The 14071-nt window shown below is 54.2% G+C and carries 13 protein-coding genes and 1 riboswitch; of the genes, 9 read left to right on the top strand and 4 right to left on the bottom strand.

All coding sequences use genetic code 11. The features are described from left to right. Nucleotides 1–10: 10 nt before the first annotated feature. The gene (locus A7E78_RS09715) at nt 11–1393 is read right to left on the bottom strand and encodes an FAD-binding oxidoreductase (protein ID WP_072284030.1); all 1383 of its coding nucleotides are present in this window, start codon (nt 1391–1393) and stop codon (nt 11–13) included. 322 nt (nt 1394–1715) lie between these two features. Between A7E78_RS09715 and radA the strand changes: the two genes are divergently transcribed. The 7 genes from radA (at nt 1716) to A7E78_RS09680 (ending at nt 9697) form a co-directional block, all read left to right on the top strand. Beyond that, nucleotides 1716–3068 (top strand): DNA repair protein RadA, encoded by a 1353-nt coding sequence (radA, locus tag A7E78_RS09710; protein WP_072284029.1) that lies wholly within the window; start codon nt 1716–1718, stop codon nt 3066–3068. A gap of 111 nt (nt 3069–3179) precedes the next feature. Then, nucleotides 3180–3662, top strand: coding sequence for a cyclic pyranopterin monophosphate synthase MoaC (moaC, locus tag A7E78_RS09705; RefSeq protein WP_072284028.1), 483 nt, complete (start codon nt 3180–3182; stop codon nt 3660–3662). Nucleotides 3663–3718: 56 nt separating this feature from the next. Further along, a complete protein-coding gene (locus tag A7E78_RS09700) occupies nt 3719–4243 on the top strand; it encodes a hypothetical protein (protein WP_072284027.1) in 525 nt (174 codons plus the stop codon). Between the two features lie 91 nt (nt 4244–4334). Next, nucleotides 4335–4691, top strand: coding sequence for an RNA polymerase-binding protein DksA (gene dksA, locus A7E78_RS09695; RefSeq protein ID WP_072284026.1), 357 nt, complete (start codon nt 4335–4337; stop codon nt 4689–4691). Between the two features lie 54 nt (nt 4692–4745). Beyond that, nucleotides 4746–7082: an ATP-binding protein gene (locus A7E78_RS09690; protein WP_072284025.1), complete on the top strand. Its 2337-nt coding sequence runs from the start codon at nt 4746–4748 to the stop codon at nt 7080–7082. Nucleotides 7083–7451: 369 nt separating this feature from the next. Further along, a riboswitch (molybdenum cofactor riboswitch) is annotated at nt 7452–7571 on the top strand. A 135-nt stretch (nt 7572–7706) separates the two neighbouring features. Further along, the gene (locus A7E78_RS09685; protein ID WP_072284024.1) at nt 7707–9056 is read left to right on the top strand and encodes an aldehyde dehydrogenase family protein; all 1350 of its coding nucleotides are present in this window, start codon (nt 7707–7709) and stop codon (nt 9054–9056) included. Nucleotides 9057–9280: 224 nt separating this feature from the next. Continuing rightward, nucleotides 9281–9697, top strand: coding sequence for a hypothetical protein (locus A7E78_RS09680; RefSeq protein ID WP_145924881.1), 417 nt, complete (start codon nt 9281–9283; stop codon nt 9695–9697). A 99-nt stretch (nt 9698–9796) separates the two neighbouring features. Here A7E78_RS09680 and A7E78_RS09675 read toward each other — a convergent pair whose 3' ends face one another. Then, nucleotides 9797–10063, bottom strand: a complete 267-nt coding sequence (locus A7E78_RS09675) for a CPF_0552 family protein (RefSeq protein ID WP_072284022.1) — start codon at nt 10061–10063, stop codon at nt 9797–9799. Nucleotides 10064–10294: 231 nt separating this feature from the next. On the opposite strand from A7E78_RS09675, the gene A7E78_RS09670 reads away from it, so the two are divergent. Together A7E78_RS09670 and A7E78_RS14950 are read left to right on the top strand one after the other, a co-directional pair. Beyond that, a complete protein-coding gene (locus tag A7E78_RS09670) occupies nt 10295–11041 on the top strand; it encodes a SagB/ThcOx family dehydrogenase (RefSeq protein ID WP_072284021.1) in 747 nt (248 codons plus the stop codon). Nucleotides 11042–11165: 124 nt separating this feature from the next. Beyond that, nucleotides 11166–11426: a hypothetical protein gene (locus tag A7E78_RS14950; protein ID WP_145924880.1), complete on the top strand. Its 261-nt coding sequence runs from the start codon at nt 11166–11168 to the stop codon at nt 11424–11426. Nucleotides 11427–11641: 215 nt separating this feature from the next. Here the strand turns inward: A7E78_RS14950 and A7E78_RS09665 are convergent, their stop codons facing one another. Together A7E78_RS09665 and A7E78_RS09660 are read right to left on the bottom strand one after the other, a co-directional pair. Then, entirely contained in the window at nt 11642–12343 is a 702-nt protein-coding gene (locus tag A7E78_RS09665) for a response regulator transcription factor (RefSeq protein WP_072284020.1), read from the bottom strand. A gap of 21 nt (nt 12344–12364) precedes the next feature. Then, entirely contained in the window at nt 12365–14014 is a 1650-nt protein-coding gene (locus A7E78_RS09660) for a sensor histidine kinase (protein WP_072284019.1), read from the bottom strand. Nucleotides 14015–14071 lie beyond the last annotated feature (57 nt).

Raw genomic sequence — 14071 nt, 5'->3', positions numbered from 1 at the left:
CTGGATCTTTTCAGTCCTGCAGAAAGATCTTGCCGGGGTTGAGGATGTTGTTGGGGTCGAGGGCCTTCTTGATAGCCTTCATATAGGCAACAGCGGCCGGGTCCAGTTCCATGGGAATATAAGGTGCCTTGGTCACGCCGACACCGTGTTCGCCGCTCATGGTGCCGCCCAGTTTGAGAGTGGCGGCGAAGATCTCTTCGATGGCCTGTTTGGCTTTCTGTTCCTGGCCCGGTTCGGCTGTGTCGACCATGATGTTGACGTGGATATTGCCGTCGCCGGCATGGCCGAAGTTGACAATGGGAATCTGTAGTTTGTCGCTGATCGCTTCAATGGTGCGGATCATTTCCGGCAGGCGGCTGCGAGGCACGCAGATATCCTCGTTGAACTTGTCCGGGTTAACCTTTCGCATGCTCGGTGATACGCTGCGGCGCACTTGCCAGATCGCTTCGCTCTCTTCGCTGTTGGCCGCTACCCAGGTGTTGACCACGCCGAGAGGATTTACCAGCTTTAGAATCGTTTCAGCCTGTTTTTCGATGAGGGCCGAATCGCCATCGACCTCGATGATCAGCACCGCCCGGGCCGCCTGCGGCAATTCCAGGTCGGTGTTCCGCCGTACGCAGTCGATGGTGGTGCCATCCATAAATTCCAGGGTGGTGGGGATAATTTTGCCGCCAATGATGGCGGCTACGGCTTGGGCGGCACCGTCGATGGAATCGAACAGTACAAGCATCGTTTTTTTGGCTGCAGGCAAGGGCAACAGCTTGAGGATGATTTTGGTGATTACGCCGAGGGTCCCCTCGCTGCCAACCAGCAGTTTGGTCAGATCGTAGCCGACCACGCCTTTCATGGTTTCGCCACCGGTACGGATAATGTCTCCCTGGGGGGTGACCACTTCCAGTCCGAGAACGTAATCTTTGGTAACACCGTACTTGACACAGCGAGGGCCGCCGGCACATTCGGCGACGTTGCCGCCCAAGGTGCTGAATTTCAACGAAGCGGGATCGGGAGGATAAAACAAACCAAGGGCTTCGACCGCTTTTTGCAGCTGACGGGTTACCACCCCGGGCTCGACTTCCGCTATCAGGTTTTCCTCATCGATACGCAGAATCGCATCGAGGCGGGTCAGTACGAGAGCCAAACCGCCATGGATCGGCAGGCTGCCACCGGTGAAACCGCTGCCGGCGCCCCGTGGGTAGACGGGAATCCCTTCGGCATTAGCCATTTTCAACAGCAGGCTGATTTCTTTGGCGTTGCTCGGCCAGACCACCGCATCGGGGCGATGCTGGCGTTGGGTGGCATCGTAGGAGTAACACAGTCGGTCGGTGTCGGCGGTGGAGACGTGCTGCTCTCCGACAATGCCCTCAATAATGCGAATTATGCGGTTTTCTAACATGATGGTTGGTGATCCTTTAACAGTTTATTCGAAGTGCCGGTCTGGGCTGCAAATGCCTATTTTAGCAGACCGATACCGGATGCGTCCAGCGCCAGGCCTCTGCAGTCGTTGACAGCGTCCGGTTAAAGGACCTAGAATGGTCCGTTATCATGAGGGGCAAGACTTACCATGACCCGATTGCAAAATTGCCTGACCGGTCCATGTTTCCGATAATTTTCGACAAATAGCCCTGCTATTCGCGCTCAAATTCTCGAATACCTGCCCTCGAACAGCCAGTTTTATTTCGGCCCGTTAAGCTCGATACCCTCCCGGGGAGATGGATGTGAAGCAGAAAACCATCTATAGCTGTCAGCAGTGCGGCTACCAGAGCCCCAAATGGCTTGGTCGTTGTCCGGATTGCGGTCAGTGGAATACCTTGACCGAAGAGCTGCGTGGTGCTCCGTCTGGCAAGGGCCGGTCTGTTTCGGCAGCAGCTCCAGCCCAACGTATTGCTGATGTTGCTGCTGCCGAAGAGGATCGCAGTTGCTGTGGCATCGGTGAATTCGACCGGGTGCTCGGTGGCGGCGTGGTGCCTGGTTCACTGGTGCTGATTGGCGGTGACCCGGGAATTGGCAAGTCGACTCTGCTGCTGCAGGCGGCCAATCGCCTTGCCGCCAGTGATTCCGTTTTATATGTTACCGCCGAGGAATCAGCTCGACAGGTAAAATTGCGCGGGGCTCGGCTCGGAGTCGAAGCAAGCGACTTGTTCATCTGCGCCGAAACCTCCCTGGAAGCTATTCTCGAACGGGTCGAGGAGCTGAAGCCTCGTTTTCTGGTCGTCGATTCCATTCAGACCATTTTTACCGCCGCCCTCGAATCGGCTCCCGGCAGCGTCGCCCAAGTGCGTGAATGCGCCGGTCGACTGATGCTGTTGGCCAAGGGGCAGGGGGTCTCGACCTTTATCGCCGGCCACGTCACCAAAGGTGGGGCCATCGCCGGGCCGCGCATGCTTGAGCACATGGTCGATACGGTTTTGTACTTTGAAGGCGACGCCGGCCACCCCTATAGGATTTTGCGGGCTGTCAAGAACCGTTTCGGCTCGACCAATGAAATCGGTGTGTTTGAGATGCAGGAACGGGGACTTGTCGAGGTCTCCAATCCTTCGGAACTGTTTCTCGCCGAGCGACCCGAGGACTCGGCGGGTAGCGTGGTGGTGCCGTCCCTTGAGGGGAGCCGACCGATTCTGGTGGAATTACAGGCTCTGGTTTCCAGTACCTCCTTCGGTACTCCACGGCGCACCGCCATCGGTATAGACCATAATCGCGTTTCGTTGCTGGTAGCCGTTCTGGAAAAGAAAATCGGTCTTCCTTTAACGGCTCAAGATATTTTTCTCAACGTTGCCGGGGGCGTTCGCCTCGATGAACCGGCTGTCGACCTCGGCATTGTAGCGGCCCTGGCCTCGAGTCACCTTAACCGTCCGGTTCCGTCCCGCCTGATTCTCTTTGGAGAGGTTGGCTTAGCCGGCGAAGTACGAGCCGTTTCCCGGCCGGAATTACGGGTTATGGAGGCCGCTCGGCTCGGGTTTGAACGCTGTTGCCTGCCTGCTGGCAACCTGAAGAACCTTGAAGCGCCACCAGGGTTGAAGCTAAGCGGGGTGGCGAATGTGCAACAGGTTCTGGATGGGATTTTTGACTGATCGGCGAATGATTTATCAGGTTCGCCGGCGAGGTAAATGTTTTTCAAACAAAAGGAGTTCCCTCTTTGCAGTGAGTGGAAGGGGAAGGTTTCTTTCAGATAAGGAGAAGAGATGAGCGATCAATTGACCCACTTTGACGAAGAAGGCAAGGCGATTATGGTGGAGGTCGGAGACAAAACCCCGACTCAGAGGCTGGCCATTGCCCGCGGTGAAGTACGCATGCAGGAGTCGACCCTGGGCCGGATCCTCGATGGAGATTTTTCCAAGGGCGATGTGCTGGCGGTGGCGCGTTTAGCCGGCATCATGGCGGCCAAGAAGACCCCCGAGTTGATCCCCCTTTGCCATCCCCTGTTGTTGACTTCCATTGCCATCGATTTTTTTCCCCATCCGGGAGAGGGGCGAGTCGAAATTGAAGCGCGTGTTCGTGTTACCGGAAATACCGGCGTTGAAATGGAAGCATTGACAGCCGTTTCAGGCGCAGCTTTAACCATTTACGATATGTGCAAGGCTGTCGATAAGGGAATGGAGATTCACGCCATCCGCTTGATGGAAAAACATGGCGGCAAGAGTGGTACCTATCTGCGCAACGCCTGATCTTTTGCAGATATGGCGTCCGGTTTATTGGCCTTGATGAAAAATGGATGACATCGATGACAGAGCGAATGAGCTTTACGATACGCCGGGCCTTGCTGTTGCCCCTCGGATTTCTGTTGCTGGTCCAGCTTGCCTTGTTGGTCGTATCCCTGTTGCAGGGACAGCCAACCGGTAAGATCCTCTTTGTAGGCGGTGTGGTGGTGCTGCTGGCGGGTTTGTTGGCGGACAACCTATTGCGGCGTATTGAGCTCGACGAGGAAGGGATTACCGTCTGCCGTATCGGTCGGCGACGGCGGATGCTTTTTGCTGATTTGACCGAAGTTGAAGCTGTTTGTTTGCGCAAACGGCTGTTCGTCACTCTGTGGGTCGGTGAGTCCTTTCTGCTGGTGACAAATGCCTATGGCGGTGTAGCGGCACTGTTTGAGAGTCTGTTGCAACGGATCCCAAGTGGTTTGGTCAGTGACGAGGTGAAGGGGTTGGTTGAAGCCCCGCCGTGCCATAATGGCAACATCATTGTCTGCTGGTTTGCTGTTGTTTTTTCCTTGCTTATCCTCTGTCAGCAGTTTTTGGCCGGTAGCTGAGGGGCATGCCTGAACGCGGCCATTTTAGTTGACTTGAAATAGGTTTTCTTTTACATTTACCCCTTCTTAATGTTGGTAAGGGAGTACTGGTATGGAACAAGCACAGGTTGAAGAATTTAAAAAGATTCTGGAATCTCAATTGGAACAATTGCTTCAGGAGGCCGGCAAAACGGTTTCCGAGATGACCGACGAAGGTGGTAATTTCCCCGATCCTACCGATCGGGCGTCCTTAGAGTCGGATCGCAATTTCGAGTTGCGGATCAGAGACCGTGAACGTCGGTTGATCATGAAGATTCGAGATGCTCTGGCTCGCATCGAAAACGGTACCTTCGGCACTTGCGAGTGCTGCGAGGAACCGATCGGTGCCGCTCGCCTGAAGGCCCGTCCGGTAACGGAACTCTGTATCGACTGTAAAACCGAGCAGGAACGTAAAGAAAAGATAGGTTGATCTGGCTGCTATTGCCAGGTCGATCTTTGTATTCGGCAACTAAAGAAGGGTGCTATGAGCCTTGATTGCTGTGCCGTTATCTGTGATGTGGTGCGCATTGCCAACAGGGCTGAACCCGACTTCTCGAGAGCCTGCAAGGATATACTGCATCTGCTTGTGAGTACGTTCGGACTTAAGGGGTCCGAGCTGTTACTCTGTGACGACCGGCCGCGGCAGTTTGTTGAACGGCTTACGGCCTCCGGTCCGTATCTCTTTCGGCCCTGCTGCTGCAAAGTCGAAGATGGTCCGGCCGAGGCTCTGGCCAGTCGTTGTTTGGTGCGTCAAGACCAAAAGTTGTCCGTTCCTCTATTCGATCACCTGCGGCTGCATGGTGTTCTGAACCTTTCCCTCCCTTCCGATTTCCAATCCTCCCATTCTTTTGAAAAATTATGTCAAACAATCGCACTGCAGGTGAGCGGTTTGTTGCAGCGACGTCAGGTTGCCGCAGGTGAGCGGCGACGCATGGCGCAGTTGGCTCTGATTTCCGCCCTTGGTCGCTCGCTGAATAAGGCTGGCACGGTGGAGGAGATTCTGCAGGCGGCCAGTCGGATCGTGGAGCGCCATGCGGAAGCGTTTTGTGTTGTTTTGCGGCCGATCTACGGCAATACCCTGCTTGGTGAGCGGACGGTTCGAATTCCTAAGGCCTGGCAGGGGTTGCGAACCCCCTTGCTGGCCATCGAAGAAGAGCTTGCAGCGCGCGTTGTTGCCGACGGTAAGGTTGTTTTCAAGCAGCAGTCCTGTGTGGCGGTTGAGCATAGCGAGCTATTGCCGGCTGCTGCTGCATCGGTTCCGCTGGTGTTTCAGCAGCACACCTGGGGGGTGTTCACCATTGTCGAACAGGCTCATGCCAGCCCCCTGGCTTTGGCTACCGATCAGGCTGCGCAAGGTATGCTGGTGCTTATTGCAGAACAGATTGCCCAGGCCATGGAACGCCTGGCGGCGGTCGAAAAATTGGCGGAACTTTCTCAGGAAAAAGCCACGGAGTTGCAGGATATTTCTCTACTTTACCGTGTTTCTCGGGCCATGCACAGTACCCTGCACCTTGATGAGCTGATGCATTTGGTGCTATCGGCCGCCACCGTTGAAAATGGAGCCGGTTTTGAGCGGGCCATGCTCTTTCTGGTCAATGAACGGAGCGGTTTTCTGCAAGGGATGCTGGGGGTCAGCCGCGCGGAAGCCAGTGCTGTTTTGCCGTCGTCCAAGGGGCTCGGCGCCTGGGATAAACCACGGGTCACCAAGGCGGTACGTTCGGTACAACGACAGGACCCCTTTTGCCGTCAGGTGTGCAAACAACGTCTGTCGCTGGAGCAAAGTGAGCATCCTCTGGTCCAGGCTGTGTTGCAGGAAAGGGTCGTGCTGGTTTCAGACTATGAACAAACGACCCCTTCCTTTGCTGATTTGAAAAAACTATTCAGTGTCGGGCATTGTGCTTGCGCTCCCCTGATTGGTCACGGCAAAGTGCTTGGTGTGTTGCTTGTCGATTCTCCGGGCAGCAGCATAGAGATTGCGCCGGAGCGGCGGCGTTTTCTTGAACTGTTTGCCAATCAGGCAGCTCAAGCGATGGAAAACAGCTTGTTAATGCAGCGCCTGGAAGAGTCTCATCGCCATCTGGGTGAAACCCAGGAGCAGATGATTCAGGGGGAAAAAATGGCGGCTTTGGGTGAGACAGCCGCTTCGGTGACTCATGAGCTGCGCAATCCTCTCGTGTCCGTCGGTGGTTACGCCAATCGTCTGGCGGGGTTGTTGCCTGCGAACAGCAAGTCGGGAGAATACAGTCAGATCATTGTTCGGGAAGTGCGGCGCATGGAAGAGATGCTGGGCAATATTCTGGCCTTTTCCAAAAAGCAGATGCTCTGTTTAGTCGATTGCCATTTGGTCGAGATCCTTGAAGAGGTTTTGGTTTTGGAGGCGGAGGCCTTGCAGAGGGCGGAAATCTCTTTGCAGAAGGAAATTCTTGATAATTTACCACCGATTCAAGGAGACGAACAGAAGTTACGTCAGGTGATGCTGAACCTGGTTGGCAATGCGCGTCAGGCCATGGCATCAGGTGGCACATTGACCGTCAGGGCCTATTCTGCGCACCTTCGTGGCGAACCGGCGGTAGCCTTGGAGGTGGAGGATACGGGCGGCGGAATTGAGCCCTCAGTGATGAGGAACATTTTCAATCCCTTTTTTACCACACGTCAGGATGGCACAGGCCTGGGATTATCTATTGTCCATCGAATCATCGAGCATCACCATGGTGATATCGAAGTGCAGAACGGGGAATTGGGTGCCCGTTTCATCATTCGTCTGACTGTTGCTCAGGTCGAGCATAAACCTATGCTGCCCAACTGGACAAAACGCCCTTGAAAGTCTCTTGCAAAGGATGTCGGCGGTGGTAGACTAAAATCAAAGCTAGATCACTAACAAATCAGTCTAAGAATTTTTTTGCGCGCGCGGTTTTTCCCTCCTGACCGGCGCGCTTTTTTTATAGTCGGTGATTTTGATGCTAGTGCTGAGTTTGATCCGTGCAGTAAAAACGCATTAGAAAACCCTGTTTTAATGCCTAAAAGCAGGCCTCGGCAGGTGTAGGGAGAGGCCTGCTTAAGGCTGAGAATAACAATTATTTTTCTTGCGCGAGAGAAGTCGGTTTGGTATAAATGTGTGTGGTACAAATTATGGAATATCGCCTAACGAGCATTAAATGTAGTGATTGTTTGTAGCACATTTAAGGCAAGCAGGCGGGTTCGGCTCTGACCTGTCTTCCCTAAGGCTTGACGCTATGGGGAGGTGGGCTGTGGGTTTCACTGGAAACGGTGGCGCCTCCCGTATTTGGAAAGGAGTCGGAGGATATTGCATCTGCGGCCGTAAGGACGCAAGACGTGCATGCTCCCCTGTCTCTTTTTTTTAATTGTTGCTCTATCTCGTAGGCACTTTTTGGCAATCGGGTTAAGCGCAAAGCTTCAACAACACAAGAACTAGGAGGAATTAGGTATGGCACAGGCAATGATCGATCAATTGGTGGCCAATGCTCGGGCGGCTGCTGACGAGTTCAAGACCTTCACCCAGGAGCAGGTCGACAAGATTACCGCGGCTATGGATGAGGTCAGCGTAGCTAACGAAGTCATGCTCGGCGAAATGGCCGTTGAAGAAACCGGCATCGGCCGGGCTGATCACAAAGCCATCAAGAACCACCTCGGCGCTCACATCGTTTACGAGTACTTCAAAGACAAGAAGTCCGTTGGCGTTATCGAGGAAAAAGAAGGCGTCAAGTATGTTGCCGAGCCTTTCGGTGTACTGGCGGCCGCTACTCCGACCACCAACCCGACCTCTACCGTCATGTTCAAGTCTTTGATCGCCATGAAGACTCGTAACACCATCATTTTCGCTTGTCATCCCCGCGCTCAAAAGTGCAGCGTTAAAGCTGCTGAGCTCATGCGCGACGCAGCTGTTGCCGCCGGCGCTCCTGCAAACTGCATTCAGTGGATCGATACTCCTTCCATCGAAGCTACCGGCATGCTGTTCAACCATCCCGACGTAAACCTGATTCTTGCCACCGGCGGTAACGCTATGGTTAAGTCTGCTTACAGCTCCGGCCACCCCGCCATCGGCGTCGGCGCCGGTAACACCCCGGTTTTCGTCTCCAAATCCGCTAACCTCAGCGTTGCGGTTAACAACGTTATCGCTTCCAAGACCTTCGACAACGGCACCATCTGCTCCTCCGACCAGTCGATGATCTTCGACGACCAGGCCACCTGCGACGAAGCCGTTAAGCTTCTGATCGAGCGCGGCGCCTACCTGGTTAAGCCGGAAGAAAAAGCCCAGCTCGAAGCCGTCATGTTCGACAAGGAACGCGGCGTTCCTGCTATGCAGATCGTCGGTAAGTCTCCCCAGGCCATTGCCAAGCTGGCCGGTATCGAGATTCCCGAAGACGCCAAGCTGCTGCTGGTGCCCCTGACCTGCATCGGTGAGGAAGACTGGTTCAGCCATGAGAAGCTCTCCCCGGTTCTCGGCTACATCTGCTTCAAGGACACCGACACCGCTATCGACGAAGCTAAAAAGCAGCTTCTGTGGGGCGGCGCCGGTCACACCGCCGTTGTCCACGCTCAGGACGAGGAAATTCTCGACAAGTTCGCCATGGAAATCCCGGCTAACCGTCTGCTCCTCAACCAGCCTGCGGTACACGGCTCCGTTGGTCTCATCTACAACAAGCTGCCGCCTTCACTGACCCTCGGTTGCGGTACCGATGGCAACAACTACCTGGGCAACAACATCAACTACTCCGACCTGCTCAGCATCAAGACCGTTGCAGCACGTATCGTTGACTACGAGCGCGACGAGTAATATCGAAACATGCTGATCGGATCAATCTCCCCGAGAGGGGGCGTTGATTCTAGATTTAAGAACGGTTGAAAAGTGGGACTTTTCCTTGTGAAAAGTCCCACTCGTTTCTTGGTCCTTTGGTAAAACAAGCCCCTGCTCCGTTCTTAGGCGAAGCAGGGGCTTGTTTTACCAATAAAGCTGCCAGATTATGAGTAATATTACCGCCAAGTTTTTGGGTGAGAAAGATGAAGAACATGACCGTTGAAGAGAAAGTCGGTTCACCCCAGGCTAAACGTCCTGGTTGGTCGCGGGCGCTCGATATTCTGTTGCGTACCGGCCATATCGGCGTGATCGGGGTTCTTCTTGGTGGCGCAACATTTCAGGCGCCTTTGCCCGCGGTTCATTGCTATGCCTGGTTAGTGGTAATTACAGGGCTTGGTCTTGTTGGCACAGAGCTCCACCACAGCTTGCGTTGGCCGCATGAGGGACGGGGCTTGATGGCTTTCAGTCATATGCTGCCGATTGTCCTGTTGCACTTGTGGCCAGCCTTTTGCGTAGAACTTTTGTGGATTGCCTTAGTGGTCGGTGCGATTGGCAGTCATATGCCGCGCTCCTTGCGGCACTGGTCTCTGGTGTACGGCAAGGTGCCGAAAAAACAATAACAAGTTTGTCGATCAGAACAACCAGAAAGGCCCCCGATATTTCGGGGGCCTTTCTGGTTGTTGGGCATAGGCTCAATGCCGACCGTTGGCTTAAAAACCCTAAGCGTGGTCGAAAGTCATCAGTTTAACCTCCACGCCTTCAAGGGCATTGAGTTTGCCAGCCAGTTCGTCGGCAGCTTTTTTCCCTCCTACCAGCTCCAACAGAATCAGCCCATAGCCGGCGCAGAAACTGCCGGTCACCTCATGCAATCCGATGCGGGTTTTGATATTACAGCCGTAGGCGGTGAGCTGTTCCTGGATATCCGATGCTTTTTTGATCCGGTCATCGACATGAATCCCCATAATGATGTGAGAATCTTGGGCCATGATATGCTCCTTTAGGCTGGTGGGTTATTGGAACTGATCGAATCAGGCAGCTTGGACTGTTTGTCTTAAAATGCCATGAGTTGTTCCCCAAGTCACAAAACTCCCTGTGATTGTTACCTGCTAATTCTAGCAGGCGTCAGCTATTCGACAAGTGTCCTTTGCCGAGATCCACAGGAGTTTCTATAATGGATAAAACGTTAGATTGTTCTAGCTGGAAAACAGGAGGCAATTGTGGAAAAAAACAGCGGCCGTGACTTCATGGAAAAGACCAAGCACAAAAATATGGGCGTCAGTGACCAGCAGATGCATTTGCCCCAGCCGCCCCTCAGTTGGCCCGCCGAGCCTGTTAACCCAAAGATTGAGCTGCCCCATCCCGGGAGCCTGGCCATCGAACCGGTTGATATACGCCTGCTTATCACCCAGCGCAGCAGCCTGAGGGAATACGCCGAAAAACCACTGGCTCTGGAAGAGTTATCACACCTGTTGTGGTGCACTCAAGGGGTCAAAGTGGCTTACGACCAGCAGATGACCTTGCGTACGGTACCTTCGGCTGGTGCTCGTCACGCTTTAGAGACTATCCTTCTGGTTAACCGGGTTGAGGGTTTGGAGTCAGGGCTTTATCGGTATCTGGCACTGGATCACCAGTTGGAATTGATTTCAACCCTCAGCAATATTGCCGGTCGTTTGGCCGCGGCCTGTTTTGGTCAGCGGTTTATTATGAGAAGCGCGGTGACCTTTGTCTGGATCGCGGTGCCCTATCGGATGACCTGGCGCTACCAGGAACGGGGCTATCGTTATTTGCATCTCGATGCCGGTCATGTTTGCCAGAACCTGTACCTGGCTGCTGAGGCCATTGATGCCGGAGTCTGCGCGGTGGCGGCGTTCGATGACGATGAAATAAACACCTTGTTGTGTCTTGATCCGGAAGAGGCGTTTGTCATCTATCTGGCGGCGGTGGGGAAGAAGATGAAGGGATGACAATATCTTTCGCTCCGGCTGTGTCACAGGGGTGGTAGCGGCATCGGGTTTTAAGAATTAAGCTTTACGCCTCACGATTTACGGTTTTTAACCCCTGAGGGAACCCGCCATAGGCGGGCAAACGATGGGGCCGTTTTCTTTTGATTACTTTTCTTTGTACCGACGAAAGAAAAGTAATACGCCCGGCCGGGCGGGACCGGCTAAGTTTTGTTTTCTTAAAGGTTTTGCAAAAAATGGCTTGATTAACACCGGCGGGTCGCGTCCCGCCAGACGCCTTCCTTTTTGTCCAGGCGGCAACAAAAAGGAAGCAAAAAGTGCCTTCCCACTGCGTGGAGCATGCGTTCCCGCAGGCAAGGAGAAGGCTAAAAACGGCTGGCTATCTTAAAGGTGTAGCAATTTCTTTGAGCGGCCCCTCTTCCGAAAGGTGATTGCTGAAACGGTCGGTTTGTTTCTTTTGACAATAGTGGTCCAAAGGGCTGCTGGGTTTAAAACCCTCAAACTAATTCAAGTTCGCTGCTTGCCCTTCGGGTACCATCCACTTCGCTCCTGCTGCGACACAGGGGGAAAAGGTTTTACTGACCACCCATCACTAGCTTTACCTTACGGCACATAGCGATAACCGATACCATGCACGGTGGTGATGACCTGCGGGGTGGACGGGTCAGTTTCAATTTTTTTTCGCAGTTGGGCGATATGCTGGTCGAGGGTGCGGGTGGTGCCCTGATAGTCGATGCCCCAGGCCAGATTGAGCAGGGTGTGGCGTTGCAGGGCTTCGTCGGGGTGGCGGTAGAAGGCTTCGAGGAGTTTCATTTCCCGGGCAGTGAGTTTAAAGGTACGTTCCTTAAGGTTTCCACGATAGGTCTTGCGGTCGATGGTGGCCGACCCCATAACCAGAGTTGAGGGCAAAACCGCTTCGTTTTCTTGAATTGTGCGCTGACTGCGTCGGAGCACGGCCGCGATGCGGGCTCGTAGTTCATGGACGCCAAAGGGCTTGGTGATATAGTCGTCGGCGCCCAGCTCCAGGCCGAGCACCTTGTCAATCTCTTCTCCTTTGGCAGTAAGCATGATGATGGCCAGGTGGGGATGCTGAAGGCGCAGCTCCCGGCAGACATCGTACCCGTTGCGTCCCGGCATCATGATGTCGAGCAGCGCCAGATCAAAGTTATGGGTTTCACTGAGCGACAGGGCGGCGTCACCGTCTGCCGCGGCCAGCACCTGATAGCCTTCCCCCTCGAGTATATCAATGAGTCCCTCGCGAATATGCAGATCGTCTTCCGCTACCAGAATGCGGGTTCGTTCCATGATCCCTTCCTTTCAATTTCTTTAGCCTTCCTTGATCAATGGCAGTTGTACGATGAAGCAGGCACCGCCACCATCTCTCTGACGGTAGTGAAGCGATCCTTGCATATCTTGTAGCAATCTTCGGGCAATACTAAGACCGAGGCCGCAGCCCGGTTGGTTGCAGGTCAAGTTGTTGTTGACGCGCTCGAATTGTTGAAAAATGCGTTTCTGCTGGGATGTTGGGATGCCGGGACCGGAATCCATGAACAGAGCTTCGGCGGTCTTTTCATTCTGTTGAAGTTCGACAACCAGTTCGCCCCCTTTTGCGGCATATTTGATCGCGTTGTCGATCAAATTGAGGAAGATTTGTTCCAGGGCATCGCGATCGGCCTTAACAGTCAGCGGCCGGACCGGCTTGTGGTAGGTAAGTTCCAGACCTGCCTGACGTAAGCGCTCGGCTTGACCATCAAGAACCTGCCCGAGCACTTCGACGAGAAGCAGGGGGGTCAGATGATAATGTTTGCGTTTTTGTTCCAGACGACTGAAGTCGAGAACATTGTTGACCAGACGGGTCAGGCGCTGACTTTCGGAAACAATGACCTGTAGATAACGGCTTCGCTTTTCCGTCTCTTCAATGCGGCCTTCATCAAGCAGTTCGGCATACATACGAATGGTCGTCAGGGGGGTTTTCAATTCGTGAGAAACATTGGAGACGAAGGAGGTTTTGCGCCGGGCGTCACGCATGTGGCGGTAGGCTTGCCACAACAGCAGAGAGCCGCCGAATAACATAGCGGCCATAAAACAACCGACCAGCAGGGTAGAAAGGACCAACAGTCCACGGTCGCCGGCAGGGTCAAGACCATTCAAAGCATAGATGCGCAGTTGCCAATGGGGCAGATGGGAGCCGACGGGCAAAGTGACAAAGGGGGGCGTGTCGGCGGAAAGTTCGCCCGCACCGGTGCGATGAACGATGCGTCCCTGCCCATCGATCAAGGCGTAGATTTCTCCAGATGAAGGTTCGGGCAGACTTGTAATCAAGCGGGAAAGCAAGGCGATCATCTCGATTTCCAAGCCAAAACGTCGACCAGTTTCAACCTCTTCCTGCCAGCCGAGGAGGTAAAGACCATCCTCCCAGAACCAGGGCAGCCAACCGGATACTCCCTTTGCTATTTCTGGCTTTGGATTCAACTGCTGGGCCAATTGTCGCAGCTCCCGGCGGGGAGAATAGGTCGTGCTTTTGCCGCCAGTAGAAGAAGGCGATGCGACCTGCGGTCCATCGGGTTGAGGTCTTTGCCAGGGAACGCGGCCGGCAAACAGGGCCTGATAGCGGAGTGTAAAATCCCCTGCTTCAGCACTGGGAGGCGCTTTGGGGTCGGGTAATATCAGGCCGTCTTTGTTCCAGATGAAAACGTTGCGCACCAGGGGGTTGCCAAGTCGCCAGTTTTCCAAATGTTGTTCAAGATCGTCGGAAGGAAGTTCGCTTAAGCTGTCGAGCAGGCTGTCCTTGAGTTCGGCCACCGTCAAGTCGATGTTTTCAGCGATGGTGGCGGTCCGCTGCCGGGTGGCATTGAGGGTGTTCTCGGCCAGAAGGTTCTGTTCGTTGCGTAAGAGTCGCAACGCCAGAGCGCCGATCAGCAGGGTTGGAATCAGCAGTAACAGCCAGGCGCCGATGATCCAATGACTTCGTTTCATGGGCAATGCTTCCTTCATCAGGACTTCCCGGGCCACCCGGAGGTCGGGTGGTTTACT

The organism is Syntrophotalea acetylenivorans, from assembly GCF_001887775.1.
In the GTDB taxonomy this organism is placed as follows: domain Bacteria; phylum Desulfobacterota; class Desulfuromonadia; order Desulfuromonadales; family Syntrophotaleaceae; genus Syntrophotalea_A; species Syntrophotalea_A acetylenivorans.
This window is presented reverse-complemented; position numbering and strand designations above follow the sequence as displayed.